The 2,409-nt window shown below is 73.1% G+C and carries 2 protein-coding genes; one reads left to right on the top strand and one right to left on the bottom strand.

The window, feature by feature from the left end; translation table 11 throughout:
- On the bottom strand, positions 1 to 141 hold a 141-nt coding region (locus VLK66_RS28660; RefSeq protein ID WP_349260535.1), incomplete at its 3' end, for an NAD(P)-binding domain-containing protein.
- A 236-nt stretch (positions 142 to 377) separates the two neighbouring features.
- Between VLK66_RS28660 and VLK66_RS22970 the strand changes: the two genes are divergently transcribed.
- On the top strand, positions 378 to 2,409 hold a 2,032-nt coding region (locus tag VLK66_RS22970; RefSeq protein WP_325311829.1), incomplete at its 3' end, for a type VI secretion system Vgr family protein.

Below are 2,409 nucleotides of genomic sequence, written 5' to 3'. Positions count from 1 at the left end.
GGCCGTGCCGCCCGCCTCGGCGAAGTCGCGCGCGACCTCCGAGCGCACGTCGAAGACGCGGATCGCGTGGCCGGCACGCCGCAGCGAACGCGCCATGCCGCTTCCCATGGCCCCGAGGCCGATCAGTCCGATGGTGGTCATGCGGACGATTGTGGCCAGCACCCGGGCATCACCGCCAGCAGGAAGACCCGGGGATGGGCCCCACGTGTTCTGGCCTGTCAAATCTTTCCAAATGGCAACCGAACGCGTTCGATCTGCGCACTACGTCACCGAATTCGGATGAACCTGGGCGGGTCCACCGCTTCCGGCGCCTCGTTACGTGAGGGCTCACTACATTCGGGGCTTCCTGTTTCCATGCGTAACAACGCGAGCCCTGCATGTCCATGTTCTTCGACGCGCATCGCGCCCTGGCGGTTCACGGCCCCGCGATCCCGCTGATCGCGGGCGAGCCCGCGCTGGTGGCGCTGAGTCTGCAGGGCCGGGAAGGCATCAACAGCCTGTTCGAGTACCGGCTGGTGCTGCAGACCCCGGACGCTCCGGGCCCGGGCCTCGGGACCAGCGCGGGCGCGGGCGCGGGCGCGGGCATGGGGGCGAACTTCGACCTGAGCGCCTTCGTCGGGCGCGAGCTCACCTGCGCCATCGAGCTGGAGGGCCACGGCAGCTTCGTGCCCGGGGTGCCCGGCGGGCTGGGCGCCCACCACGGCGCGGGCGTGCGCGAGCTCTCCGGGCTCGTCACCCAGGCGCGCTTCCTCGGCGAGCACGGGCGCCACGCCCTGTACGCGCTCACCCTGCGCCCCTGGCTGCACCTGGCCACCCTCACCACCGACTGCCGCGTCTTCCAGGACCAGAGCCCGGTCGAGATCATCGAGGGCATCCTCGCGCGCTACGCCTTCGCCTGCGAGCGCCGCCTGATCGAGGCCTACCCGCGCGTGGACTACACCGTCCAGTACAACGAGAGCGACTTCGAGTTCGTCACGCGCCTCATGCAGGCGTGGGGCATCAACTACCACTTCGAGCACACCGCCGGGGTGCACCGCCTGGTGTGGAGCGACCACAACGACGCCTTCGGGCCCTTCGAGCCCGGCCGGGACGGTCGGGGTGGTCGGGGTGGTCGAGACGACGCCCCCGGGGCGTACCACCGCATCCCCTTCCACCCCCCGAGCCAGCGCATCGACCAGGAGCACATCCACGCCCTGAGTCCTTGCGAGGCGCTCACCAGCGGCAGCTACGCGAGCCGCGACCACGACCACACCCGCCCGCGCGCCACCCTGGAGGCGCAGGCCGCCGCACCCCGCCCGACCGGCCACGCCCACCAGGCGGTCTACCTGTGGCGGGGCGACCGCGCGGGCCTGGGCGGCAGCGACTACAGCCAGCCCAACCGCGGCGCGGACAGGGCCGCCAACCGCACCGAGGCCCAGGGCGAGCACCTCGCGCGCCTGCGCATGGAGCTGCTGCGCCAGGGCGGCCACCGCGCCACGGGCGCGGGCCGCGTGCGCGGCATCGTGCCCGGCCATGCCTTCACCCTCACGCACCACCCGCGCGCGAGCGCCAACGTCGCGTACATCGTGCTGGAGGCGCGCCTGGTCATCGAGAACGTCGGGGAGGACTCCCAGCGCGCGCAGGACTCGCAGACTGCGAGCGAGGCTGGCGCCCAGGGTCCGGCCGAGCTCGCTGGCCTCGCCGCCCCGAGCAACGCCGCGCGCCCGAGCGGGCGCTGGCGGGTGGGCGTCGAGTTCGACGTGCAGCCCCTCGCCGAGGCGCTGCGTCCGGAGGCAGTCCAGCGCAAGCCCAAGACCGGCGGGCCCGAGACCGCCGTGGTCGTGGGCCCCGGGGCCGCCACGGCCGAGACCAACCTCTACACCGACAGCCTGGGGCGCATCAAGGTCCAGTTCCCCTGGGACCGCCACGGCCGCCACGACCACCTGAGCTCGTGCTGGGTGCGCGTGGCCAACGACTGGGCGGGCAACCAGCTGGGCGCCATGCACCTGCCGCGGGTGGGCCAGGAGGTGGTGGTGAGCTTCCTCGGGGGCGACCCGGACCTGCCGCTGGTCACCGGGCGGGTGCACAACCAGCTCAACCCGCCGCCCTGGGAGCTGCCCGCGCAGCAGGCCCTGAGCGGCCTGAGGAGCCGCGAGCTCACCCCCGGCGGGGGCAACGCCGCGCCCGGGCGCGGCAACCACCTGATCCTGGACGACACGGCGCAAGCGATCCAGGCGCAGCTCAGGTCGGACCACCAGCACAGCTCCCTGAGCCTGGGCCACCTCACACGCATCGAAGACAACGCGGGGCGCCAGGACGCGCGGGGCGAGGGCTTCGAGCTGCGCACCGACGGCCACGGGGTGGTGCGCGCGAAGGACGGGCTGCTGATCACCACCGAGGGTCGGGTCGGTGCGAGATCGCACGCGAAGG

The sequence above is a fragment of the Longimicrobium sp. genome, from assembly GCF_035474595.1.
GTDB lineage: Bacteria > Gemmatimonadota > Gemmatimonadetes > Longimicrobiales > Longimicrobiaceae > Longimicrobium.
The sequence above is the reverse complement of the archived record's forward strand: the minus strand, read 5'-3'. Positions and strand labels throughout refer to the sequence as shown.